Below are 22,301 nucleotides of genomic sequence, written 5' to 3'. Positions count from 1 at the left end.
GGGCGCAGCCTCCTCTCATCAACCCCTGAAGGAGGCAGTCATGAAGGCGACAGCCGCATCCATCACCGTCGGAGACATCCAGGTCGCGTGCTCCGTGGTCGGCGAAGGCACTCCACTGATCGTGGTACACGGAGCGATTGGTCTCGGTACTGCGTACATGCGCGACCTGGACCGCTGGGCCGACACGTTCCAGCTGGTCTACTACGACCAGCGCGGCAGCGGCGGAACCGCGCTGGGCGAGGAGAAGAGAGTCTCCTTCGCCGGAGCGATCGATGACCTTGACGGACTTCGCGCGGGGCTCGGCATCGACCGCGTGAACCTGGTCGGCCATTCCGCCGGCGCGATCCTCGCCGCCCTGTACGCCGGCACCCGTCCTGAGTCCACATCGTCGGTCGTCCTGCTCAACGCGGCCCCGCCGCTCATCCCCGAGTTGTTCCAGGCGTTCCAGCAGGAGATGGCCTCCCGCCGGACCCCCGCCGACAACGCGACCAGGAAGACCATCGAGGAGTCGCCGCTGTTCCAGGCGCGAGACCCGGAAACCCTGGAGCGCCACCAGCTCAACACCTTCGTCCCGTTCTTCCGCGACCGTGCCACCATCGAGACCGTCACCCTCGGGTTCACCGAGAACACCGCGGGCAACGTGCAAGCCGCACCCGAACGCATGATCGGGTCCCTCGGCGCGCTCGATCCCCTGCGTACGTTCGCCGGCATCCAGTGCCCCACGCTGCTGGTTCATTCCGAGCTGGACCCGGTGCCCGTCGAATGGGCCCATGCGCTGGTCGACACCATTCCCGGCGCCGACTACGTACTCCTCGAAGGCGCCAGCCACTTTGCCCACATCGAGGATGCCGAGCAACTCGCCAACGCCGTACTGCCATGGCTGACCAAGCACGCCGCCTAGCGACTAGGCAACCCCGTCCAAGAACTCAGTGAGCTCATGATCGAAGCGAGCCTGGTCCTCGGCGAAGGGAACGTGACCGACGCCTTCGTACCAGGAGGGTCTGGCGGTCTTGCAGACGTTGAGGGTGTGCTCGGCCATCGAGGGCAACACGATCGTGTCGGACCGTCCGTGGGTCACCAGCACGGGCACGGACAGCCTGGCCAGCACGTCGTCGCCGTTGATCTCGCGTGAGATCAGCGCTCCCCTGACCTCAGGAGGAACGACCATGTTCCACCCCAGGGCCGCGCTCCAGTCGTCCGGCGCGAGTGGCTCGGCGGTGCAGACGCCGAGGAAGCGTCGGATGGCGGCGATGTTCGTCGCCAGGTCAGGCAGGCTGGCGTCCGGTGCGTTCTCGAGGAAACCGGGGCCGATGTGATCGAAGGTGGGGGGCTTCAGCACCACGGCGGCCCCGACCAGGTTGATGCCACCGATCCGGTCCTCGCCGTACGCCCGGATGTAGTCAGAGACGATGAAGCCGCCGTACGACCAGGCGACCAGCACCGGTCGGTCCAGGCCCAACTGGTCGATGACCGCGGCGAGGTCGTCGGCCCACAGTTGCGGGTCGCGATAGCTCTCGGCGCCCAACGGCTTCTCAGACATGCCGTGGCCCCGGTTGTCGAACGCCACAAGACGAAACTCCTGGGCGAGCCGGCCCTGCACCTGCCGGGCCCAGCACAGGTGACTGGCCGACCAGCCGTGAATGAAGAGAATCGGACGCCCCTGCCGGTTTCCCCACTCCCGGGCGTGCAGTCGGACGTCTCCCCCGCCCTGGATGTCGTACGTCGCTGTCGGCTCGGCGAGAACCGCCGAGGCCGTGTCAGACATGACCATGTGCTCCATCGAATGCCTCCCTAGAACTGCCCGAAACCCCGGGCGCTTGTTCTGAAGGTAGGCAGCCGCAGGCGTCGCCGGCATCGGAGCCAGCACGCAATGCCAGGGAGGTGAACTGGCGGTCTACACGTAGTGGCGACCGGCCAGATCAGGGACGCCGCGCCTCGGAGAACCTGGCCGCCGCGGCCGCGCGTCCCGCTTTGCCGGAGACGCGCAGCTTGATGTACGTGTTCGTCAGATGACGCTCGACAGTGCGGACGCTGAGGCTCAGCCGCTCCGCAATCGCTTCATTGGTCAGCCCCGCCGCGACGAGCTCGAGGACCTCCAGCTCCCGTCGGCTGAGCTCGTCGACTCCGACGCCCAGCCGGGCAGTTGCCCGCTCTGTCCCCAGGAAGCCACGAAGCTCCGAGACAAAGCTCGTCCACGCGGGTTCATCCGACAGCAGGATGTGGTTCGCCGACTCCAGAACGACCAGCCGCGCCTCGGGTAGCAGGGTGGCAAGCAGCCGACCCTCATCGACCGGAACAACCCGGTCTCCCGCCGTGTGCACGACCAGCGTCCTCGTCCGCACCTGTGCCGCGAGGTCGACCAGATTGAGTCGGCCACGCGCGTTGTAGATGCGGACCGCTGTCGCGGCCGACGTGGATTGTCGCTGCATGTCGTCGTACCAACCCATCTGCTCGGCCGTACCGGCCGGAAGGAACAGCATGCTGAACAGATGGCGGAATGTGGGATCGGGATCGGTCCAGCCGGCGGAGATCGCCGCGACCAGCGCCTCTTGCAGCCGGCGCTCGCCCGCACCTCGGAGGGTCCGGCCGCGCGCGTAGCCCCCGTAGAGAACGAGATGCGTGAGCCGCTCGGGATGACGGGCCGCATACGCGACCGCGACCGCCGTACCGGTCGAGACGCCGAGCAACGCGAACCGGTCGAGGCCCGCGGCGTCGACCACGGTTTCGAGGTCGGCCACCCAGGCATCGAGCGAGATGTCGTCGACGTCGCGATCCGAGAGCCCGCAGCCGCGCTCGTCGTACCGGACGAGGGTGTGACCGTCCCCGAGGGCATCGAGCCAGTGGCGCCACACCGGACTCTCCCAGTCGAACTCCAGGTGGGTCATCCAGGTCGCCACCCTAACGATCGGCGGGCCGTCACCGTGGACCGCGTACGCCAGTTTCACCGCATCCGGCGCCACGCAGTACCCGACCCTCTGCCTCACCTGCCGATCGTAGCGAGGTTACGACTCTCGCGCCGGGCCGAAGCGGCCGGAACGCCGACCCGGGCCATCGGTCCCGCGGATCGAGGGCCTCTGGCACTGATCCTGTCGTCTGCAGGCGGCTTGGATGGTTCCAGTGGGTAAGGGGACCGGAGGCGATGGGGATGAGTTCGGCACGACGATCACTTCGGTGGTTGGCGCTTGGTGCGCTCGACCGCGTAGACGGCCGCCTCGGTCCGGCGTTCCATCCCGAGTTTACGGAGCAGGCCGGAGACGTAGTTCTTCACCGTCTTCTCCGCCAGGAACATGTCCTGCGCGATCTGCCGGTTCGTCTTGCCCTCGGCGATCAGGTCGAGAAGCTTGCGCTCCTGCTCGGTCAGCGACTTGTACCGCGGGTCGTCATCCTCCTCGGCCGGGTGCCGCAAGCGCTCCAGGACCGCCCTCGTCATCGCCGGGTCCAGCAACGACTCCCCCGCCGCCAGCCGGCGGACCGCGCCGACCAGATCGGTTCCGCTCACCTGCTTGAGCAGGTAACCGGACGCACCGGCCATGATCGCGGTGAAGAGCGCCTCGTCGTCGGAGTACGAGGTCAGCATCAGACAGGCAGGCGGGTCGTCCATCGCCGACCGAAGCTCGCGGCAGACCGAAATACCGTCTCCGTCAGGCAGCCGCACGTCCAGTACCGCGACATCGGGTCGCAGCGCCGGAACCCGCGCGATCGCCTGCGCCGCCGTTCCAGCCTCGCCGATCACCTCGATGTCGTCCTCGCCCTCCAGCAACTGCCGCAGGCCGAGGCGGACCACCTCGTGGTCGTCGAGCAGGAACACCTTGATCGTCATGTCGCGCCACTCCCGCTCTCGCAGTCGGTACTCCCGCGGCTCACACTAGACCGCCACCACCTCCGAAGGGGGTCGCGATGAGTACCCCGCCGCGCCACTTCGACCACTCCGGTCTGCAGATCCTGGAGGAGCAGGAGTGCCTGAAACTGCTGTCTTCGATGCCGCTCGGCCGACTGGTCTTCACCCAGGGAGGTCTTCCCGCCGTACGGCTGGTGAACTTCGTCGTCGACGATCGGACCGTCATCTTCGCCACCGCGGACGGTGACAAGTACCGCGCCGCGGAGCGCGGGGATGTGGTCGCCTTCGAGGTCGACGACGTCGACCCCGAGCGACACCTCGGCTGGACCGTGACCGCGGCGGGTCACCTGGCGATCATCGATCCGGACGACGCCGCGCTCCTCCTGACCACCCTGCCGGTTCGGCCGTGGGCCCCCAACCGGGACCGTCATCTCATCCGGCTGGCCATCGAGGTACTCGAGGGCCGCCGCCTCCTCGCCTGGGGCGAGCGGCAGGCCCGGTAGCGCTGGGTATCCAACCCGCCGGTCGTTCCGTACGGTGGGCGGCATGGGTGGGAAAGACAGCGAGCATCGCAATACCTGGGACGAAGGCGCCCTCGAGTTCGCAGGTCTGTCCCGGGTCCGGCTGGACGCACTGTTGCAGGAGTTGCTCGGTCGCGTCGACGACATCATGGACTCGCAGGAGCGCCTCCGCGCCCTGCTCGACGCCGTGGTCGGCATCGGCGCGGACCTGGACCTCAACAGCACCCTCGACCGGATCGTCACCGCCGCCTGTGAGCTGGCAGGCGCCCGGTACGGCGCGCTGGGAGTGGTCGGTCCGGACGGCAATCGCCTCGTCCGCTTCATCACCCACGGTGTGACCGATGAGGAGATCGCCGCGATCGGCCCCTATCCCGAAGGCCACGGCATCCTCGGCCTGCTGATCGACCACCCCACCCCGTTGCGGCTCACCGACCTGGCCGAGCACCCGCGCTCGTTCGGCTTCCCGGCCAACCACCCGCCGATGCGCAGCTTCCTCGGCGTCCCGATCCGGACCCGGGAGCATGCCTTCGGCAACCTCTACCTGACCGAGAAGGCCGAGGACGCCGACTTCACCGAGGACGACGAACGGGCCGTGAGCGCCCTCGCGGCCGCGGCCGGCGTCGTGATCGACAACGCCCGCCTGTACGCCGACACCGAGCGCCGCCGCCGCTGGCACGAGATCACGGCCGAGATCACCCAGCTGATGCTCGGCGACTTCGACTCCCAGCAGATCCTGCAGCTGATCGCCTCCCGGGCACGTGAGGTCTCAGACTCCGTACTCGGAGCGGTTCTGCTGTACGACGACGGCGACCTGGTGATCCAGGCCGTCGACGGGCCGTCCTCCTTCGAGAGCTATCTCGGCCGGCGGATACCGGCCGACCGGCCGGCGCTGAGTGATGTGCTGAGTGGGGACGAGCAGGTGGTGGTCGAGGATCTGTCCACGCTCGCCAAGGAGACCGGGCAGCTCGCGGACTTCCCCGAACTGGGCGACCTCGGCCGGGCCATCTTCGCGCCGCTGCCGGCCGGCGCCGGAAGTCCCGGTGGAGTCCTGATGGTCGCCGCCGAGCGCGGATCGGTCCTCGGGGTGACGGTGGGAACGGATCTCGTCCGGATGTTCGCCAATCAGGCCACGTTGGCTCTCGACCGGGCCCAGGCCCAACAGAGCCGCTCGGTGCTCGCGGTCCTGGAGGACCGTGACCGGATCGCCCGGGACCTGCACGACCTGGTCATCCAGCGGCTGTTCGCCACCGGCCTCCAACTGCAGGGCATGCACCGGATGGTCCGCCCGGAGGTCCAGGAACGGATCACTCAGGCGGTCGAGGACATCGATGCCACCATCCGCGATCTGCGCGGGGCGATCTTCGAACTCCAGAGCCGGCCCGGCAAGCCGTCGCTGCGGTCCGACCTCCAGACGCTCGTCGGCGAGTACGCCGGGCCGTTGGGCTTCCGGCCCGAGCTGATCATCACCGGGCCGATCGACAGTGTGGTCCCCGTGTCGGTGCGGCCGCAGATCATCGCCGCGGTCCGCGAGTCCCTCTCGAACGTGGTCCGGCACGCCCAGGCCGGTACCGTCAAGGTCGAGATCACCGTGACCGGCGTGGACGTCACCGCCCGGATCTCCGACGACGGGATCGGCCTCGGCTCATCGTCCGACCGGCGCAGCGGTCTGCGAAACCTGGAAGAGCGGGCCGCCGCACTGGGTGGTGCCGTACGGCTGGAGTCCAATCAGCCGCACGGCACCGTGCTGGAGTTACGGGCGCCCCTCAACGCCGACCCCAGCTGATCAGGCATCGCAGGACGGCGGCGACCAGGTCATCCGGCTCACCGCAGCCAGGGGTAGCGCTCGACGATCGGCAGCCGCGACCACTGCTTGCCGAGTCCCCAGACGTTGCCGGCGGCAACAAGAGCGAGGACGACCAGCGTGATGGCGCCGACGATGTGGTCGTCCAGGACCGGGTTGGTCTCGGGCGGCAGCGCGGCGCTCCACATCAGCAGGTAGAGGATCGTGCCTGAGACGGCGGCGATCCGCATCCCGATGCCGAGGGTGAGCGCGATCCCGATGCCGGCCAGGGCGATCATGAACAGCGGGGTGACCCAGAAGTCGCCGACCAGGGACTGGTAGAAGTCCGTGAACGGGCCGCTGGTGCCCTTGCCCAGGAATCCGGCGGTCGGGTCGCCGCCGTCGATCCAGCCCTTGCCGGCCGGGGTGACGTAGCCGAGGCCGAACACCTTGTCCACAAAGGCCCACAGGAACGTGAGGCCGAACGCGATCCGGAGGACGGCGAGTGCCCGCCCAGCCGCCACCCGGGTACTCCGGGTCGGTACGGGCTCCCTGATCTCAGGTGCCGGGACGTGCTGCCGATGCGAGGTGGTGGTCATGGTCGTTCCTTTCGATTCGTAGGGACACCTCGATCGTGGCGCTCCGGCCGACGGCCCGGCAGAGCACGTGGTCATGACGGCTGGTGCCGAAGGGCCTGACCGGCCGGGACCCATGCCTGCAGCGCGGCGGTGTGGCCCGGGCCGACGCTGGGAGTGCGGCAGTGGTTGCCGCCCGAGCAGGTCGAGGAGGCCCCTCATGTCCGCAGACCAGTTGTCCATGGAACAGATCGACGTACTGCTCAGCGCCGCGGTCGCCGCGCCGAGCATGCACAACACGCAGCCTTGGCGGTTCGAGGTGAACGGCACCGTGATCGACGTCTTCCTGGACGGCTCTCGCGCGCTGCCCGCCGAGGACCCGACCGGCCGGGCGATGCGCATCGCCGCGGGCGCCGCGACGTTCAACCTGCGCTGCGCGGCAGCCTCGATGGGATACGGCAGCTGGTTCGGCCTGACGCCGAACCCGGCAGAACCCGACCTGGTCGCCCGCATCGTCGTCGAACCGACCGCCAGTCCCGACCGGGTGCTCAAGGACCTCTCCCGGCAGATCCCCCGCCGGCACACGAGCAGGGAGCCGGTCCGGCCGGTCCCCGTGTCGACTGACGCGCGGATCGCACTGACCCGGGCCGCTCTGGCCGAAGGCGCGGAGCTCACCTGGCTGCCGGCCGACAAGGTCCACGAGGTACTCGGCCTGCTGATCGACACCGACCTGCGCGAGATCGGCGACTGGCACCGCCGCGCCGAACGCGCCCACTGGGTCGGTGGAGATCGAGCCACCGACGGCGTCCCCAGCTCGGTGCTGGGACCGCGGTCGGCCGCCTACCCGGCACCCGTTCGCGACCTCGGCACGAGGCCGGCCGACCAGACCCGCGCGACGGCGACCTTCGAACCCGTGCCCGCCCTGGCGGTGCTGTCGACGGCCGGCGACTCGTTGGCCGACCAGCTCGCCGCGGGACTGGCGCTCCAGCGCACTCTGCTGATCGCCACCAGGGACGGCCTGAAGGCCGCCTTCCTGAACCAGCCACTGGAGTACGACGACCTGCGCCGTACCGTCCAGCGCATCACCGGGAAGCCCGGCTTCGCGCAGATGGTGATCCGGTTCGGCCACAGCACGGTGCAGGGCATCACGTCGAGGCGCCCCGTCTCCACCTTCGTCCACACCGGCGCAGAGGAGTCCTGATGAGCGAGGTCAAGAACCTGCAAGCCGAGATCGCTCGCTGGGAGAAGGATCTCGCCGCACTCGAGGACGAGTGCACCGCCGAGGGCTGGACCGAGCCGGAGAAGCTGCTCTTCACTCTCCAGCGGACGGCCGCGACCTACCGGCAACGAATCCTGCCGAAGATCGCGGCGGACCGGGCGCTGGTCCTACATGCGCTTCCGGACAGCAAGGCGGCGGTACTGACTGCCTACAGCACGATCATCATCGACGAGCTAGTCCGGCACGTCGACCGACTGGAGGAGCTGCGGTTCGAGCTGGTCCGAGTCGGCCAGACCGCACAACTCCAACTCCAGGCAGTCGAGAACCTGGCCGCCCTACGGGCTCTTGGCACGGTACTGCGGCGCTTCGGTCAGGAGCTCCTCAGCTCCCGGTGATCCCCCACGAAGCGCCGCAGCTCGGGCAGGACGAGGTTGGTGTCCTGTCCGAGCTGCGCACGTTGCCCGCCTTCAGCCAAGTGGTCGCGTTCATCCGCAGCGGAGGTGTCGTGAGTGCCAGTCCTGCTCTGGAGCGGCCGGCGTCAGGTGGACCTTCACATCGACCGCGGACGCTCCGGCGGGAGCCGCCGTCAGCGGGTTGATGTCGAGCTCGGCGATCTCCGGCACCGCTTCAGCGAGCCAGGCGATCCGGTAGAGCACATCCAGGACTGCGCTCTCGTCGGCGGCTGCGGCACCACGGTAGCCGGCCAGTAAGGGGGCGCAACGCAACGATCGCAGCATCTCGGTGGCGTCCAGGTCGGTGAGCGGGAGTCCCCGCCAGTGCCGATCCGCCATCAGGTCGGTGAGCACACCGCCGCTGCCGATCATCAGTACCGGACCGAACAACGAGTCGCGCACCAGCCCGGCGACGAGTTCGACTCCTGCCTGGGCCATCGCCTGCACCACCACGCGTGGATCGCCGACGGCTGCCGTCAGCTCGGCGTAGGCCTGTTCCAGCTCGACCGCACTCTGCAGCCCGAGCCGGACCCCACCCACGTCGGTCTTGTGCACGAGGCCGGTCGCCGCCGTCTTCAGCACGACCGGATAGCCGACCCGATCCGCCGCGTCCAGCGTCGCTTCCCGGGTCGCGGCCGTGAGCGCAGCGACCACTGGGATCCCAGCACACACCATCAACTGCTCGGCATGGTTCGGATCGAGCCAGCCGCCTTGGCGATGACCGGTCAGATAGTGCCGGACGATCGCCCGCGCACCGTCCTTGTCGACGCCCGTCACTTCCGGTAGGACGCCCTGGGGACGAGCCCGCCAGGCGGCGTACCGGACCGCATGGCCGAGGGCGCGAACTGCGGTCTCGGGGAACCCGTAGACGGGCAGGCTGGATCCGTCTTCCAGCGTCACCTGTGGTGCGGCCTCGGGTGCTCCAAGACAGTTGACGAGGACCGGCACAGTCGCTCCGGCCGCCGCCCGGGCGATCGCGGCGTACGTCTCCTCGACATCGCCCGCCCGGGTCGCCGCGTAGGTGACGATGACGGCATCCGCCTCGCCGCTGGCCAGAACGATCCTGATCGCGCGCTCCATCGTTTGCGGAGTCGCGGCCGCGCCAAGGTCCACCGGGTTCCCGGCGCCGACGGCACCAGTCCCCTCGATCAGCTCGCTCGTCGTGGCGGCGCTGAACTCCGGTACGTCGAGATCCGCGGCACCCGCTGCGTCAGCAGCCAGTACTCCGGCGCCGCCGGCGTTGCCGATGATCGCGAGCCGCCGGCCTCGCGGCAGTGGGCGGCCGGAGAGGACCCGGGCGGTGTCCACGAGTTCCTCCAGCGTCTCCATCCGCAGTACGCCGGACTGGGCGAACAGAGCGTCGACCGCGGTGTCCGGCGTCGCCGCCGCCGCTGTGTGCGACGCACCGGCCCGGCGTCCGCCGGTCGACCGGCCGCCCTTGACCACCAGTACCGGCTTCTTCCGGCCGACCAGCCGGGCGAGCCGGCCGAACTTGCGCGGATTGCCGAACGACTCCAGGTACAGACCGATCACATCGGTCCGGGGATCGTTCCACCAGTGCAGGAGAAGGTCGTTGCCGCTGACATCTACTTTGTTGCCCAGCGAGACGAACTCCGAGATCCCGAGCCCGGCCCGGCCGGCCTGGTCGAGGACCGCGATACCGACCGCACCGGACTGCGCGGCCAGCGCCAGCGAGCCGGCCGGCGGTTCGACGGTGGCGAAGGTGGCGTTCAGACGGACCTCGGGTGCGGTGTTGACGATTCCGAGGCAGTTCGGTCCGATCAGTCGGATGCTGTGCCGACGGGCGACCTCGAGCAGCTCTCGCTGGGCCTGGAGACAGTCCGCCCCGAGTTCAGAGAAACCAGAGCTGAGAATGACCGCTCCTTTGACACCGGCCAGGCCGCAACTCCGAAGTACCTCCACGACGCCGGCGGCAGGGACGGCGATCATCGCCAGGTCGACCAGCCCCGGGACGTCCGCGATCGACGGGTAGGCGGGGATTTCGCCGATCTTGCTCGCCCGCGGGTTCACGGCGTACAGCTGCCCGTCGAACCCGCCGGAGGCGAGATTCATCAGCACCTCGTGCCCGATCCCACCGGGCCGGCGACCTGCGCCGATCACAGCCACGCTGCGCGGCGACAGCAGCGGCTTCAGCGATCGCTCCTCGGCCGATCGCTCCCGCTCAGCCATCCGGTCCAGGGTGTTCGGGGAGTACGCGGTGTCCAGGGAAAGCTCGACCAGTCCGCTGTCCAGCTGGTGCACCTCCTCGAACCCCGAGTTCAGGAAGACCCGGAGCATCGGCCCGTTCTCGGCGAGGGTGTCGGCCAGCAGCCGCCGGATGCCTCGCTCGCGCGCGACAGCGGCCAACTGCTCGAGCAGCAACGTCCCGACCCCGCGACCATGCACGGCGTCATCGACCAGGAAGGCCATCTCGGCCTCGTCCGCGCTCATCGGCTCATAGCTCGCCACACCGGCCACCACGCCATCCACCTCGGCGACCAGGGCCACATGACCGTGTTCCGGTGCGGCCCCGGCCAGATAGTGGCTGTGCTCATCCGCGGCCGTGCGACTGATGCTGAAGAACCGCAGATAGATCGTCCGGTCCGACGCACGATGGTTGATGTCACGCAAGGCGGATTCGTCGTCAGCCCGTACTGGCCGGACATGGACGACCGAGCCGTCGGCCGCAAGGACGTCCCACCCGGCCGCAGAATGGGCGGGGACCTCGGGCCTGGCAGGTGCGCCACCAGCTACTGACCGGATCGTTGTCATCTCTGTCGTCCTCCTCGCAGCACGGATTCGTCTGATCTCTCCACTCCACCTCGTCGAGGCCCGCCGGAGCAGGGCCGGAGGAACTCGATCACTGCGGACCTTGGACCCTGTCTGCCGCGACAGCCCGCTCGACAAGGCCCGGGGCACGGACGACGCGGTCTGTCATCTCCTCACCGTCGTCTGCGTCTCGTATGGTCGCTAGGTAGGGGGCCGGGGCAGAGGAGACCAGCGAATGGCGCACGGCGAAGGCAAGAAGCGCAAGGGCTCGGGACGGCTGCCGAAGAAGGCCTACGAGCAGGAACTACTGCGCTTGCAGGCTGAACTCGTCAAGCTGCAGGAGTGGGTCCGGGTGGAGGGCGCCCGGGTGGTCGTGGTCTTCGAGGGCCGGGACGCGGCGGGCAAGGGCAGCACGATCAAGCGGGTGACGCAGTACCTCAATGCCCGCGTCGCCCGGATCGCCGCGCTGCCGGCGCCGACCGAACGGCAGCGCACCGAGTGGTACTTCCAGCGCTACATCGAGCATCTGCCCGCGGCCGGCGAACTCGTCCTGTTCGACCGCAGCTGGTACAACCGGGCCGGCGTCGAGCGCGTGATGGGCTTCTGCACCAACCAGGAGTACACGCGCTTCCTGCATCAGTGCCCGATCTTCGAGCGACTCCTGGTCGAGGACGGCGTCCTGCTGCGCAAATACTGGTTCTCCGTCAGCGACAGCGAGCAGGAGAACCGCTTCCGCAGCCGCCTCGAGGATCCGATGCGCCGCTGGAAGCTGTCTCCGATGGACCTCGAGTCGATCTCCCGTTGGGAGGACTACTCCCGCGCCAAGGACGAGATGTTCGTCCACACCGACATACCGGAGGCGCCGTGGTACGTGGTCGAGAGCGAGGACAAGCGGTCCGCGCGGATCAACATGATCGCGCACCTGCTCTCGACCATCCCGTACTACGAGGTGCAGCGCCCGCCGCTGGAGCTACCCCCGCGGCCGCCGTCCAAGGGATACGAACGGACACCGCGGGAGATGCAGACCCCGGTCCCGGACCATGCCTCGAAGGTCCGGCGGCCCTGAGCGACGGACAGCCTAGGCGTTCTGAAGCTCGGCGTCGCTGGATCGCCCCTTGGACAAGGTGTCCATCGGCTCGATCCGCACGGCGAGGTCGACGAACAGATGATCGATGTCGCGAACCTCCCGATGGATGATGGCGCGGTCGCTGAACAGCGAACCCCAGCAGCGTTTCACGGCTGCCAGCAGGGCGCGCCGCCCCTTCACCCCCACGAAGATCTCGTGCGGGCCGGTGAGGAAGTCGTCGAGACGGTCGTCCGAGACGACCAACTCGACGTCGGGTCCGCCGAAACGCGCACAGGCCTCCTCGAACGCGGCAGCCACGCCGGCGGGTACCTCGGCATCGAAGTACGCGTTGCGGATCTGTGCGCCTACAGCCACCAGATCGGCACCTTCGCGGAGGCGCCGGAGTTGGGTCGCGACCAGCGGCCTGAGCCGGGCAGCTCGGACGAACTCCCGGTAGGCGGCCTCAGTCGTCACGAAGCCGGGCTGCTCATCGGCCCGGAGTACGAACGGAGTGTCAATCATGGTGCTCCTCCTCCACATCTTTCAACACCCCCATTCCAGCGCCGCCGGCAACCGCTGATCAGTGCCGAAGGTCCTCGCTCGACCGGCAGAGGCCCCTCTACCTACTGACCGACTGCCCTGCCTCAGCGGCTGTCAGCAGCCGAAGCTCAAAGGAGAGAACGTTCACCGGCGGAGGAGAAAACTGATGTCCAGAAAGGTTCTGGTGGCCTACGCCACCAAGATGGGGTCGACGGCGGGCATCGCCGAGGAAATCGGCACCGAGCTCCGCCAGCACGGCCACCAGGTCGAGGTACGGAATGTGACCGCGGTCGACTCGATCACGGAGTACGACGCAGTCATCGTCGGCAGCGCGATCTACATCAGACGGTGGCGCCCGGAGGCCGTCCACTTCCTCCGCAGACACGCCGACGAACTCCGCGACCGCCAGGTCTGGCTCTTCCACAGCGGCCCGGTCGGCCCCGACCGCGAGCAGCCGCAGGCAATGCCACCCAACGTCCGCCGCCTCGCCCGCCGAATCGGCGCGACCCCCGCCATGACCTTCGCAGGCGCCCTCGATCCCGACACCGCCAAAGGTTTCCTAGCCCGCCAAATGGCCAAGGGCCCCCTCGCCACCGACTCCCGCGACTGGCCACAAATCACCGCCTGGTCCCAAGACCTGGCCGCAACGATCACCGCCGCCGAACACACCACCTGGCACCGCCTGATCTGAGGCCATGCTGCTCGGCGTGGCGCGGCGGCGATCAGGGGTGCCGGGCATGATGGGTGTGAATTCGGCACGCAGAGGTGAGGATCGGCTCTGCGAGAAGAGGGGGACCGTATGGCGTCCGGCAACTGGTCGTTCGACGACGATCTTGGACACCACGTCGAGGTAGCGAATCGACCGACCCGGGTTCTCGCCTACGCCCAGGCCGCGCAGACGCTGGCCCGCCTCGGAGTGCCTGTCGTGGGCTACTTCGGCTCCCAGCACCACGCCGACGCCGGTGCCCAGCCTGCGATGGCGGGCCTCGATGTGCCATCCGTCGGCTCCGGCGACGCTGTCGACCACGACCTGATCGCGACGCTGCAGCCTGACCTCCTGGTCGGCGTCAGCTACGCAGGCGAGGTGTACGGCGTCTCCGAAACCGTCGCGGCAAAACTCGCCGACATCGCGCCGATCCTGCTCATTCGCATCGCCGGAGATCCGGCTCTCGAGACGGTCATCGGGCGCTTCCATGAGCTGGCGGAAGCCTTGGGAACCACCCCGGATGCACCGGACGACGAGACAGAACTGACCTCGGCGATCGCCCGCCTGAACGAACAACCCGCAGTACAGGTGACGGCGCTGTCGGGCGGTACGCCCACCGACGCGTACGTGGCCAACCCGGCCTATTGGCCCAGCCTCCGTCTCCTGGCCGAGGCAGGCGTCCCCTTCACGCCGACCACCGCGAAAGGTGGTTGGGAAGTGGTGAAGTGGACCGACCTTCCCACCAGCCATCCCGCCGACATCCTGCTCTACGACCAACGCCCCAACTCGCTCGGGGACGAGCAACTGGCCACCATCCCAGCGTGGTCCGAACACCCAGCCGTACGAGCCGGCAACGTGCTGCCCTGGAACCCGGAACCACCCCTCACCTTCGAGGCCGCCGCCGCCTTCATCAACACGCTGACCACAGACCACCCTTAGGCGCTATCGCTGGCAGGTGGGATCGAGCAGCGTGAGGTCATCTGCGTGTCGAACAAGAAGCTGACCTGGTCAGTAGTGCACGGGATGTCCACCACCAGATGGGCGTACGACATCGGCTATGAGGTCATCGTCTGCGCAGACGCCTGTGCCGACCCTGACCCGCGGGCCTATGCCGCACTACTCGACGAATCGGTTTTCCCAGACAGCTGGATCGGCCTCTGGCGCATCGCCCGCGTCCTGCCAACGTCTCAGATCAACGAACTGCGACCACCCCAGGCCGACTGATCTCGGCAGCTCAGAAGGCGGGGAGCTCGAGGACGCCTCCTTGGTCGTCGTGGTGACCGGGCAGCGCGCCGACGTAGGTCACCCAGATCCTCGATCCGTCGGCCGAGGTCGCGATGCCGTTCAGCCGCGCGGCACCGAGCGAGTGACGCCCCAGACGAACTCTGCGGACGCCCACGATCGTGCCGTTCTGTCGCATCCGGACAATCGTGTCGTTGCCACGGTTGCAGACGTAGAAGTCGCTGCCCGGCTGCAGTGTCGTGTTGCTTGCCCGGTCGGGATGCGTGGTCTCGATCCGCACCGGAGCCAGGTCGAGCGGTTGAACCAAGGTGGACGACCTGATCGTGCGCAGTCCGCCGAGCAGGAAGACCTCGTTGCCCTGCGGGCCACCGATCGTCAGCTTGATGACCTTGATCGAATCGTCGAAGGGCTGACTCACGTACAGGACGAGCTCGGGCGCGTAGCTCATCACGACTCCGAGCCGCGGCAGCGGGACCGGCCCGCGGTGTCCCCTGTCCTGGCCCCAGGAACGATGGACAAGTGGCTGGACCGTACGCCGCGGTGCGATGCCGTCGAGCGCCTTCACCGTGTGCTCCTGTACGACGCTGCCATCGGCCACGACGACCGCGAACACGGCACGTCCGCTGCCGTCCGGCGATCGGCCGATGAGCGCAGTACCGACCGCCGCCTTGGAGATCGCGCCGGGAATGACCTGGGTCGGGGTACGGCCGGTGACATCGTCGAAGTAGACACCGCCCGTGCTCGGGTTGAGCGCGTTGTTCAGGGGACGTCCGTCCGGGTCGGCGATCGACGAGGAGCCGGGGCCGTTCAGCCCGTACGGCGCGTTGGCCGGCCAGAACCGGCCGAAGGCGTTGTTGATCGACATGCCGAGCGGGTTCGCGACCGCAGTCTGGTCCGCGGTCACGGCCGCGGGTGTGTAGAAGCCGTTGCGCCAGTTCGAGCTCTGCGCGCTGTACATCTGGACGGCCCCGCCCAGCGCGGACGCCTGCCCTCCCGAGGCCGCGAACAGGGCCGGTACGGCGAGGTCGGCGCCGGCCGGATCGACGGAAAGGAACGAACCCGCAGCCTGGTCGGGATTCGCCTTCGGAGCGCCGAAGTTCGACCTGCTTCCCACCAGGACGCGGGTCGGATCGCAGACCCGGCCCGGCTGCGTGAGTGCCGCAAGCACGGGATTGCTGTTGATCGGGCTACCCGACAGGAACGTGCCGACCGGAGCGATCGCGGAGGCCCCGGGAATGCCGACCGCCACGACGCGGCCGCTGATCGTCGGCACACCCCCGCGATCCTCGGCGTAGGCGCGCGGCGTGCCCGCGACCGCATCCACACCGGCAACCCCCGCCAAGCCGAACGCCACGAGAGCCTGGCGCCGACTGATCTGGAACCTGCCTTCGAACGTGTCTGTACCTGACATGATCCATCTCCCCCTACCGCATCTCTCCCTGCTGCATTGCTGACACAGACCGGCGCACCGCGCGGTCGTAAGAGTCCCTGCCCCCTGGCAGCGCATGACCAATTCAGAGACCGGCAAGTCGCGAAAAAGGGCGTCGAGCAGGCCCGATCGGTGAAGCCAATCTTCAACGCAGGAAGGGCATTTGTCACGGGTTCGGACACCACCGGCTCCCTGAGACCCCGGCCGGAAACTGGTCGCGTCGTGGGCGACCGGGCTGTGAGCTCCCTCTCTTTGCGGACCCCGCACGCCGTGTTCATAACAGGGTTATGCATAATGGGGTTATGGAACTGATTGTCTCCGGTGCCGCGCTGACTGTGGTGCTCGAAGATCTCGTCAGGCTCGTCCGCGAGATCTCCACAGCCGGCGACCTGAGCATGGCTGCCGCGAGTGCCCTGAACCGCCTCGGACGGGACGGGCCCCACGGGCTGACGGAGCTGGCCAACGCTCAGCGGGTCTCCCAGCCGGGGATGACGCAGTTGGTGACCCGGATGGAACGCGAAGGCCTCCTGCGCCGGACGGCGAACAGCGACGACCGCCGCGCCGTACTGGTGGAGGCAACCGACGCCGGCCTGGACCTCCTCAAGCGCCGGCGTGCGGAGCGCGCCGACGCCCTGGAGCACCTGCTCGACCAGCTCGATCCGCAGGATCGGGCCGCTATCGCCGCCGCACTACCCGCGCTTGCCCGGCTCGTCGAGGCCAAGGCATCCGACTGAATCCGCGCATCGACAAACACCACCCTCAGGAGAACTTTTCTATGTCCGCATCACAAGGGACGGCGCCTAGTCCGTTCAAGCAGCCGCGTGCCGTCTGGGCCGTGGCCTTCGCCTGCGTCGTCTCGTTCATGGGGATCGGGCTCGTCGATCCGATCCTGCCCGCGCTGGCCGGCAGCCTGCACGCCACGCCGAGCCAGGTGTCGCTGCTGTTCACCAGCTATCTGGTCGTGACCGCGGTCGCAATGCTGACCGTCGGCTGGGTGTCCAGCCGCATCGGCGCCAAGCGCACGCTGATCGCCGGCCTGATCCTGATCGTCGTGTTCGCCGGGCTCGCCGGTACCTCGAACACGATCGGCGGCATTGTCGGTTTCCGGGCCGGCTGGGGCCTGGGCAATGCCCTGTTCATCGCGACCAGCCTCGCCGTCATCGTGGCCTCGGCCAGCGGCGGCTTCGCCGGGGCGATCATCCTGTACGAGACAGCGCTCGGTCTCGGCATCGCGGTCGGGCCACTGCTCGGCGGCGAGCTCGGCAGCATCAGCTGGCGCTGGCCGTTCTTCGGCGTCGCGGTGCTGATGTTCATCGCCCTCGTCGCGACCATCGCGTTCGTCCCGGACCTTCCGAAGCCGGAGCACAAGACCTCGTTGGCCGCGCCGCTCAAGGCGTTGCGGCACCGCGGTCTGCTGACCATGGGGATCATGGCGCTGCTCTACAACTGGGGCTTCTTCACGATGCTCGGTTACGCGCCGTACCCGATGGAGCTCAACGCCCACAAGCTCGGCCTGGTCTTCACCGGCTGGGGCCTGCTGGTCGCGGCCTTCAGCGTGTTCTTCGCCCCGCGGCTGCAGGCGCGGTTCGGCACCGCGCCGGTGCTCTACGTCAACCTGTTCTGCCTCGGCATCGTGATGGCCGTCATCGCGATCGGCGTGAAGACTCCGTCGGCGGTCATCGTCGCGGTCATCGTCAGTGGCGCGTTCATCGGCATCAACAACACGCTGACCACCCAGGCGGTCATGCTCGTCTCTCCGGTGGAGCGTCCGGTCGCCTCATCGGCGTACGGCTTCGTCCGGTTCATCGGCGGCGGCCTCGCCCCGTTCGTCGCCGGCAAGCTCGCCGACGCCACCAACCTCAGCGTCCCCTTCTACCTCGGCGGCGTCGCCTTCCTCCTGGCCATCGCCGTTCTTGCCTCCGGCCACAAACTGGTCGCCGCGGCCGAGAAGGGCATGGTCGAAGGCGAAGAGGTGCGCCCGACCCTGCAACGCGTCGGGGACGCACCGACGGCGGAGTACCGCCCTGTCATCGTCGCGGTCAGCGCGACTGACGACGCCGCCGATATCGTCGACTCGGCTGCCATGCTCGCCCGTGATACCGGGAGCCCGCTGGAGGTCGTCCACATCCGTGAGACCGCCGTCGTCGAGGAGTCGGCGATCGACGCCGAGGATGCCGAGCAGGCACGCTCCGCGGTCCTGCACCACCTCGACCGACTGTTCGCGCACGGCATCGCCGCCACCGGTCAGGTACTCACCAGCGTCGGCGACCACGCCGCTGCAGGTCGGGTCCTCGCCCAGCACGCCGACGAAGTCGACGCGCGCGTCATCGCAGTCGGCCGCTCCCCGCGCGGCTCGGTGGCCCAGATCGCCGACGGCAGCTTCACTACCGCGCTGACCCACACCGCAGCCCGCACGGTCGTCCTCCTCGAACCCGGCAAAGCACCCCAACAGATGACAGACGACAGCCTGACGGCCTGACAGCAGCAGCCCCGATGGGGTCAGGGCATTGCTGGGGTGATGTCCATGTGGACTCGGTAGTCGATGATCTTGGTGTCGTGGAGTTCGATGACGGTGACGCAGGGCATGGCCAGGGCGGCGCCGGTCGGTGTTTCTGTGTGGATGGTGAAGCGGCAGAAGAGCTGGTCACCGAGTTCGGCGACCTGGTCGATCGAGTGCCGGACCCAGGGCAGCGCGGCCGCCGCGCCGGCGGTTGCGGCTTCGATCGCGTCGCGACCGACCAGGGTCGGCCCGTTGGCGAACGTGTACGTCGCGTCGGCGGCGAACCACCGCGCGAACCCGCCGGCGTCGCCCGAATCCACCTGGGCGCACATCGTCCGCACCATCTCCTCGCGCGCAGACGGCATGCGTCAGTCTTTCTTCTGCAGTTGCAGGCCGAACTCGGTCATGATCGCGCCGATCTTGGCCATGTCCCGCGGTCCCGGCGGCAACTCGCTGAGAGCCCGGTAGTAGTTCTCCAGCCCACCGGGCGACACCACGGCGACGATCCGCGTCACTTCGTCGAACGGATTGTGGAACATGTGCGGCACCCCGCGCGGCATCAGCAACGACGCACCGGCCTCGACGACGTGTTCCTCACCGGCCAGCTCGACCCGGACCTTGCCTGCCGTACAGATGAACAGCTCGTCCTCGCGGGTGTGGATGTGGGTCGGCGGTCCGCCGAGCCCCGGCGGTACGACGTACTCGAACAGCGAGTACGCGCCCTTGGTGTCCTCGCCCGTCAGCCGGACATGGATGCCCAGTCCGATCGCGCCGACGTTGTCACCGTCGTCGGGGTGGACCACTCGGTGCTGACTGGGTGTCTGAAGAGTCATGATCGTCCTCCGGTACGGCGGGTCAGGCGGATGGGATGAGTGGGTTGCGCTGCTCGGTCGATCCCGCGAGTCGCTGGAGCAGCCGCGGCGTGAGCTTTCCGTACGCCGCCGGCGAAACCGGGTTGAGCCAGTGGGACGCTCTGGTCGCCCTGGGAATCTGCAGGTCGAGATCGCCGAGTACTTCGTCGATGTTCTTCAGGGAGAACGGGATGATCTTGGTGCCCCGGCAATGGTGGGTGGCGGTCGCGACGTCCATGAACGCGAGCTGCGCCGTCACCGCCTCCCTGCGCTGCTCCACCGGCGGCAGGTCCAGCGTGCCGGCCAGGTCCGCGGCGATCCACAAAGCTGCCATCTCGGCGTTGAGCGGCGAGAAGAACGACGAGTTGTAGCCGTTGAAATACAGCCCGCGTACGTCGATCGGCTGGATCTGCCGGTAGAGCAGGAAGTTGCCCCGGGCATCGAACAGCGACTGCTGCACGTCCTCTTCCAGGAAAGGGACGCCCTGAACGAAACCGGTGGCACAGACGATCAGGTCGGCCGGCAGCACGGCGCCGTTGGCCAGCTCCGCGCTCGGCTGACCGTCGACCACCAGGAGTCGCCGGATCGTCAGGTCGCGGTGGACGACGATGCTGCCGTCCGCGACGCCTTCGAAGAATCCCTCGGTAGCGAGCCCGATCGCGCCCTTGACGATGTCCTCCATCTGCCCCTGCGGGACCAGACCTGCCTGCTCGAGTTTGAACTGGCGGACCGACACCGAGCCGATGGAGTTCAGCATCGAGCGCCGCATCCCGTTGCCCGGCCCGTGCAGGAACTTCTCCATTCCTCGCAGCCGCAGATACCGGAACAGCGCCTCACCCATCCTGGTCAGCAGGAGCATCTTGAAGTTGAGGACGCCGCCGACCTTGCGCGGGACCTTCCACAGCAGCTGCCGGGCGATCACATCGGTGCTGGCGGCAACCGTACTGATCGGGACAGTCACGTCGCAGGCAGACTTGCCGTAGCCGACCACCAGCACCCGCTTGCCGCGAGCCTGTTCGGCATCGTGAAAGTCCGTTGCCGCCAGCACCTTCCCACCAGCGGTGGCGTACTCCGTCCGTCCCTCGAACTCTGGCACCGCCGGCTCACAGAAGACGCCGTTGGCAACGACCACCCGGTCGTACCGTGTCTCCTGCCCTGCGGCGCCCACCAACCAGCCGTCGTCCGCTCTCACCACACTGGTGACCGTGGTCGACAACCGCAGCAACGGATCCAACCCTGATGCGGTCGCGTACGCCGCGAGGTACTCCTGCACCTGCGCACCGGTCGGCCACTCGGGGAATCCCTTGGGCATCGGGAAGTCCGAGAACGAGTACTGCGCCGCCGGGCTCTGCGTCGTCAGTCCGGGGTACCGGCGGGTCTGGCTCCACACTCCCCCGACATCGGGCGCCCGGTCGAAGATCTCGACCTCGTGGCCGCCCTGCACCAGCACCTTCGCCGTCGTGAGGCCGGCCACGCCGGCCCCGATGATCGCGATCTTCACGCTGGACCTCCCTGTGTCGTGGCTCACAGCCTGCTGGCTCCGCCGGGAGCCGGACAACAGCCGGTCCCACTGAGCGGGACTCCGACCGGTCAGCGACGCTGCGAGTACGCCCGCGAGGCAGCGGAGGCGGCCAGACAGACCGCCGGAGCCATCCGGTTCACCCGGACCCCGGCGACTGGGCCGGTGACCGACACAGCCGCGACGATCACATTGAGCGGGCCGAAGATGGGCGCTGCGACGCAGGCCACGCCGACGTTGCCCTCTTCGCGCTCAGCCGCCCAACCCTGGTCCGGAATCGCGGCCAACAGCCGGCGGAGCGCCTCCGGCGAGGTCGTCGTCCGCGACGTGCGCGGCTCCAGACCGGCAGCCAGTACGGCGTTCACGGTCTCGGCCGGCGAGAACGCGAGAATCGCGCGACCGAGAGCCGAGCAGTGGGCGGGAATCCGGCCGCCGACCTGCGACAGCATGGGCATTCGCCGGTGTCCGGTGATCTTGTCGACGACCAGGACGTTCGCGCCGTCGAGTACGCCGAGTTGCACCGTCGTCCGGGTGGCGGCGTACAGATCCTGCAGGAACGGGAGGACCGCTTCGCGCAGTTCGTGCCGGACCGGGGCAAGACCGGAGACCTCGAACAGCTTGTTCCCGATCCGGTACCGCTCACCGGGTTTGTCGAGCCAGCCGAGCTTGATCATCGTCGTCGCGGTCCTGTGCACCGTGGACCGCGGCAGGTCACTGCGACGGACCAACTCGGCCAGGGTCAGCTCGCGATGGGTGGCATCGAAGGCGTCCAGGATCGCGGCGGCGCGATCGAGTCCGCCGCTGCCTCCTCCTGCGCCCGAGTCCCGCTCAGCGGGACTGGTCGTTGGTGGCGTCATGTCTTCCCCTCACGCTGGGCGAAACACGTTACAGCCGCAGCCGGGAGGTCGCCATCAACGCCAAGACAGCGCTCGTCGGCGGTGGCGCCGCCGGCATCGGACGTGCCGCCGCCGAAGCGCTCATCGCCGACGGTCACCGGGTGACGATCACCGGCCGGACCGCCGAGACCCTCGAACTGGCAGCCAAGGAGCTGTCTGCCGAGGCGTTCGTCTCGGATCTGGCGGATCCGACGGCCGACCTGAGCGCCGCGCAGTACGACGTACTGGTACTCAACGCTGGTGGTCCGCCACCCGGCCGGATCCTCGACGTCGGCGACGCCCAGTGGCACGCGGCAATGGAACTCCTGCTACTCGGACCGCTCCGACTCGCAAGGCTGGCCCTCCCCGCGATGGCCGAGCGCGGCTTCGGCCGCGTCATCGTGGTCACCTCGACCGCC

23 protein-coding genes are annotated in these 22,301 nt (G+C 68.4%); 12 read left to right on the top strand and 11 right to left on the bottom strand.

Going from position 1 to position 22,301, the window contains the following annotated elements:
* The first annotated feature begins 40 nt into the window (after positions 1-40).
* A complete protein-coding gene (locus VFG33_RS30120) occupies positions 41-901 on the top strand; it encodes an alpha/beta fold hydrolase (protein WP_325056372.1) in 861 nt (286 codons plus the stop codon).
* A 3-nt stretch (positions 902-904) separates the two neighbouring features.
* Here VFG33_RS30120 and VFG33_RS30115 read toward each other — a convergent pair whose 3' ends face one another.
* The 3 genes from VFG33_RS30115 to VFG33_RS30105 form a co-directional block, all read right to left on the bottom strand.
* Positions 905-1,765, bottom strand: coding sequence for an alpha/beta fold hydrolase (locus tag VFG33_RS30115; protein WP_325056371.1), 861 nt, complete (start codon positions 1,763-1,765; stop codon positions 905-907).
* A 154-nt stretch (positions 1,766-1,919) separates the two neighbouring features.
* Positions 1,920-2,984, bottom strand: coding sequence for an alpha/beta fold hydrolase (locus VFG33_RS30110; protein WP_325056370.1), 1,065 nt, complete (start codon positions 2,982-2,984; stop codon positions 1,920-1,922).
* Positions 2,985-3,163: 179 nt separating this feature from the next.
* Positions 3,164-3,820: a response regulator gene (locus tag VFG33_RS30105; RefSeq protein WP_325056369.1), complete on the bottom strand. Its 657-nt coding sequence runs from the start codon at positions 3,818-3,820 to the stop codon at positions 3,164-3,166.
* A 77-nt stretch (positions 3,821-3,897) separates the two neighbouring features.
* Between VFG33_RS30105 and VFG33_RS30100 the strand changes: the two genes are divergently transcribed.
* Positions 3,898-4,341, top strand: coding sequence for a pyridoxamine 5'-phosphate oxidase family protein (locus tag VFG33_RS30100; protein ID WP_325056368.1), 444 nt, complete (start codon positions 3,898-3,900; stop codon positions 4,339-4,341).
* Between the two features lie 43 nt (positions 4,342-4,384).
* Positions 4,385-6,142, top strand: coding sequence for a sensor histidine kinase (locus tag VFG33_RS30095; RefSeq protein ID WP_325056367.1), 1,758 nt, complete (start codon positions 4,385-4,387; stop codon positions 6,140-6,142).
* 38 nt (positions 6,143-6,180) lie between these two features.
* Here the strand turns inward: VFG33_RS30095 and VFG33_RS30090 are convergent, their stop codons facing one another.
* Positions 6,181-6,738: a hypothetical protein gene (locus VFG33_RS30090; RefSeq protein ID WP_325056366.1), complete on the bottom strand. Its 558-nt coding sequence runs from the start codon at positions 6,736-6,738 to the stop codon at positions 6,181-6,183.
* 73 nt (positions 6,739-6,811) lie between these two features.
* Between VFG33_RS30090 and VFG33_RS30085 the strand changes: the two genes are divergently transcribed.
* Entirely contained in the window at positions 6,812-7,915 is a 1,104-nt protein-coding gene (locus VFG33_RS30085; protein WP_414672995.1) for an Acg family FMN-binding oxidoreductase, read from the top strand.
* The gene (locus VFG33_RS30080) at positions 7,915-8,328 is read left to right on the top strand and encodes a hypothetical protein (protein ID WP_325056364.1); all 414 of its coding nucleotides are present in this window, start codon (positions 7,915-7,917) and stop codon (positions 8,326-8,328) included. Before VFG33_RS30085 ends, VFG33_RS30080 begins: the two co-directional genes overlap by 1 nt.
* A 90-nt stretch (positions 8,329-8,418) precedes the next feature.
* Here the strand turns inward: VFG33_RS30080 and VFG33_RS30075 are convergent, their stop codons facing one another.
* Positions 8,419-11,157 (bottom strand): bifunctional acetate--CoA ligase family protein/GNAT family N-acetyltransferase, encoded by a 2,739-nt coding sequence (locus tag VFG33_RS30075; protein ID WP_325056363.1) that lies wholly within the window; start codon positions 11,155-11,157, stop codon positions 8,419-8,421.
* Between the two features lie 232 nt (positions 11,158-11,389).
* On the opposite strand from VFG33_RS30075, the gene ppk2 reads away from it, so the two are divergent.
* A complete protein-coding gene (ppk2, locus tag VFG33_RS30070; protein WP_325056362.1) occupies positions 11,390-12,220 on the top strand; it encodes a polyphosphate kinase 2 in 831 nt (276 codons plus the stop codon).
* Positions 12,221-12,232: 12 nt separating this feature from the next.
* Here ppk2 and VFG33_RS30065 read toward each other — a convergent pair whose 3' ends face one another.
* Positions 12,233-12,742, bottom strand: coding sequence for a PEP/pyruvate-binding domain-containing protein (locus VFG33_RS30065; RefSeq protein WP_325056361.1), 510 nt, complete (start codon positions 12,740-12,742; stop codon positions 12,233-12,235).
* A gap of 184 nt (positions 12,743-12,926) precedes the next feature.
* Between VFG33_RS30065 and VFG33_RS30060 the strand changes: the two genes are divergently transcribed.
* From VFG33_RS30060 to VFG33_RS30050, 3 genes are all read left to right on the top strand, one after another.
* Positions 12,927-13,451, top strand: a complete 525-nt coding sequence (locus tag VFG33_RS30060) for a flavodoxin domain-containing protein (RefSeq protein ID WP_325056360.1) — start codon at positions 12,927-12,929, stop codon at positions 13,449-13,451.
* A 108-nt stretch (positions 13,452-13,559) separates the two neighbouring features.
* Entirely contained in the window at positions 13,560-14,405 is an 846-nt protein-coding gene (locus VFG33_RS30055; RefSeq protein WP_325056359.1) for an ABC transporter substrate-binding protein, read from the top strand.
* Between the two features lie 45 nt (positions 14,406-14,450).
* Positions 14,451-14,690, top strand: a complete 240-nt coding sequence (locus tag VFG33_RS30050; RefSeq protein WP_325056358.1) for a cysteine hydrolase family protein — start codon at positions 14,451-14,453, stop codon at positions 14,688-14,690.
* Between the two features lie 10 nt (positions 14,691-14,700).
* Here VFG33_RS30050 and VFG33_RS30045 read toward each other — a convergent pair whose 3' ends face one another.
* On the bottom strand, positions 14,701-16,119 hold the full coding sequence (locus tag VFG33_RS30045; RefSeq protein WP_325056357.1) for a hypothetical protein: 1,419 nt from the start codon (positions 16,117-16,119) through the stop codon (positions 14,701-14,703).
* Between the two features lie 320 nt (positions 16,120-16,439).
* Between VFG33_RS30045 and VFG33_RS30040 the strand changes: the two genes are divergently transcribed.
* Both VFG33_RS30040 and VFG33_RS30035 read left to right on the top strand, forming a co-directional pair.
* On the top strand, positions 16,440-16,871 hold the full coding sequence (locus VFG33_RS30040) for a MarR family winged helix-turn-helix transcriptional regulator (RefSeq protein WP_325056356.1): 432 nt from the start codon (positions 16,440-16,442) through the stop codon (positions 16,869-16,871).
* Between the two features lie 41 nt (positions 16,872-16,912).
* Entirely contained in the window at positions 16,913-18,616 is a 1,704-nt protein-coding gene (locus VFG33_RS30035) for an MFS transporter (protein WP_325056355.1), read from the top strand.
* 20 nt (positions 18,617-18,636) lie between these two features.
* Here VFG33_RS30035 and VFG33_RS30030 read toward each other — a convergent pair whose 3' ends face one another.
* From VFG33_RS30030 to VFG33_RS30015, 4 genes are all read right to left on the bottom strand, one after another.
* Positions 18,637-19,002: a nuclear transport factor 2 family protein gene (locus VFG33_RS30030; protein ID WP_325056354.1), complete on the bottom strand. Its 366-nt coding sequence runs from the start codon at positions 19,000-19,002 to the stop codon at positions 18,637-18,639.
* Positions 19,003-19,005: 3 nt separating this feature from the next.
* Positions 19,006-19,470 (bottom strand): cupin domain-containing protein, encoded by a 465-nt coding sequence (locus VFG33_RS30025; RefSeq protein ID WP_325056353.1) that lies wholly within the window; start codon positions 19,468-19,470, stop codon positions 19,006-19,008.
* 22 nt (positions 19,471-19,492) lie between these two features.
* Entirely contained in the window at positions 19,493-20,989 is a 1,497-nt protein-coding gene (locus VFG33_RS30020; RefSeq protein WP_325056352.1) for a flavin-containing monooxygenase, read from the bottom strand.
* 89 nt (positions 20,990-21,078) lie between these two features.
* Complete coding sequence (locus VFG33_RS30015) at positions 21,079-21,864, bottom strand: IclR family transcriptional regulator (RefSeq protein WP_325056351.1); 786 nt, start codon at positions 21,862-21,864, stop codon at positions 21,079-21,081.
* On the opposite strand from VFG33_RS30015, the gene VFG33_RS30010 reads away from it, so the two are divergent.
* Positions 21,855-22,301, top strand: a 447-nt coding sequence (locus VFG33_RS30010) for an SDR family NAD(P)-dependent oxidoreductase (RefSeq protein ID WP_325056350.1), incomplete at its 3' end; no start/stop codon positions are given. The two genes, VFG33_RS30015 and VFG33_RS30010, sit on opposite strands and share 10 nt — an antisense overlap.

The sequence above is a fragment of the Kribbella sp. genome (assembly GCF_035687465.1).
Lineage (GTDB): Bacteria > Actinomycetota > Actinomycetes > Propionibacteriales > Kribbellaceae > Kribbella.
The sequence above is the reverse complement of the archived record's forward strand: the minus strand, read 5'-3'. Positions and strand labels throughout refer to the sequence as shown.